Source organism: Maribrevibacterium harenarium (assembly GCF_006385675.1).
Taxonomy (GTDB): Bacteria; Pseudomonadota; Gammaproteobacteria; order Pseudomonadales; family Marinomonadaceae; genus Marinomonas; species Marinomonas harenarium.
Genome location: NZ_VFRR01000102.1, coordinates 1 through 1,975, shown reverse-complemented (window position 1 = coordinate 1,975; position 1,975 = coordinate 1). Strand labels below are relative to the sequence as shown.

The 1,975-nt window shown below is 42.6% G+C and carries 3 protein-coding genes; 1 reads left to right on the top strand and 2 read right to left on the bottom strand.

Features of this window, described 5'->3' with window-relative positions; genetic code table 11:
- Both FJM67_RS17245 and FJM67_RS17240 read right to left on the bottom strand, forming a co-directional pair.
- The coding region (locus tag FJM67_RS17245) for an HlyD family secretion protein (protein WP_140591928.1) at positions 1 to 891 on the bottom strand (891 nt) is incomplete at its 3' end.
- A gap of 4 nt (positions 892 to 895) precedes the next feature.
- Positions 896 to 1,378, bottom strand: coding sequence for a cytochrome b (locus tag FJM67_RS17240; RefSeq protein WP_140591926.1), 483 nt, complete (start codon positions 1,376 to 1,378; stop codon positions 896 to 898).
- A gap of 76 nt (positions 1,379 to 1,454) precedes the next feature.
- On the opposite strand from FJM67_RS17240, the gene FJM67_RS17235 reads away from it, so the two are divergent.
- Positions 1,455 to 1,975, top strand: a 521-nt coding sequence (locus FJM67_RS17235; RefSeq protein WP_140591924.1) for a TetR/AcrR family transcriptional regulator, incomplete at its 3' end; no start/stop codon positions are given.

Below are 1,975 nucleotides of genomic sequence, written 5' to 3'. Positions count from 1 at the left end.
CACTTCGGCAGAAACCAGTTTATTTAATGTCTGTGTTACAAATTCATTGTTCAGCGTGGAAGGTGGCGCATTTAGGCCGATTAAATCCCTGAACTTTTCGATGTTTACTTGTGCAGTAACATCGGCTGATTTAACACCTATCCCTTCAATTAAAGGCTGTCCGACGTTAACAGCCTGATAGTCTTCAACAAGCAGCTTAGAGATCCTCAGCGGGTATGGAGCGATAATATCTGTTCTAGCTAAATCCCTATGAGCACGTTCTAGAGAGATACTTAACGCCTGCTTTTGAGCCAACAGTTTCTGCTTCCTAGGTTCTACAAGTAACAAACCATTATTAATGTCGGTAACGATCTTTTCCGAAGTAAGAGTGGCTCTTTGGATATCATCTAATTGCTTACGTGTTGCGGAGCCGCTGGCATATAGCTTTTGGATTCGATCAAGATCTGCTTTTGCATAGGTAAGCTGCCTCTGCTCTAAATCTAATATCCGCTGAGTATTTTCTGCCTCAGCAGTCAGAAGTGAAAGCTCATACTCAATACCAGACAACTCAGCACTAATTTGAGAAATAGCAAGCTCATAGTCCAAAGGATCTATCTTGAGAATTACATCCCCAGCGTTAACCCAAAGCCCTTCAACGATTGAGTCGTTAGATCGGTAAATTTCTCCCTTTACCTGTGCAACAGCTGACCATTTGTCGCTTGCCTCAATTGTTCCCGAGATCGACATCTCTGAAAAAACTTCCTTGGGCTGAACAACTAAGTATTTGACCGCTTTTAATTCAGATGATGATGCGCTCTTTTCTGGCGGCTTGACGCCATTGAGTAGTAATGCGGTTCCAGCAATACCCACAACAATAGGAATTCCAAACTTTAAGTAACGAGTCCACTGCATATTTTTACTTCCTTGCAAAAAACATTCGATTCAATAAACCATCCTTAACGATGAAATGATGGTAAAGGGCTGCTAAAACATGTCCAAGAACTGTGATTAAGAGTAAAACTTTGAAAAGATTATGTGCATTGGCCGCAGCGTCTATACGAAAGAACCATGCCGTTCCACCGCTGAGTACCATCATCATTAAAAGTGCATAGAGAAGCTTATACGCGATGTTTGATAATCTGTTGCTTAGTAAATCTTTCGCTTCATGGGCGTTTATGTACTTTAAACGCAATCGTATGAGTACAATTAACGCTATAAAGATACCGCCAGCTACGTGTGATAGCACCAGCGGATCAAAGGAAATAGGCCTACCTGATTGGATGAGTTCCCAAGCGTTTGCAATAGAGTCGTGAAGCACGTATTGAGCGATAACAAGGGCTACCGTAATCCAATGGAGTACGATCTGAGTTTTGCTATACCAGCGAAGTTGATCGGACATAGTTTGGGTCCTTTAGCTGTTCATTAGATAGCCCTAATACTATGTTAGTATTTAATTACTTACAAGAGAAAACATTTTGCTGAAAAGAATGTCCGGATCAGAGCGCAAAGATGAACTTATCAATGCACTACTAGAGTTGGCTTATGAAATCGGTCCAGACCGACTTACTACCAGTGATATCGCAGCGCGAATAGGGGTCACCCAGGGAACGGTTTTCCGCCATTTCAAAAATAAGGATGAGTTGTGGGTAGCAGCAATACGAAAAGTTACTGATGGTCTGAAGAGTGCATGGGCTGAAAATCTACTCCTGTCCCAGGAGATGGATGCGAAACAGCGAGTTGCTCGATTAGTTCATTGCCAGCTTGAACTTATTCAAAATACACCTGCGTTGCCGTTGATCCTCTTTTCACGTGAGTTAAACACGGAGAATGAAGAGCTGCGAACGATTATCAGAGAAACACTGTTTGTGTTTGATAGCTATCTCACATCGCTGATTGACGAGGCACTCATTGGTCGCGACCAGTCCGAGATTACAGCGCCTGACATAGCCAAATATTTAACATCTTTAATACAGGGGCAGGCGGTACGATGGGGATT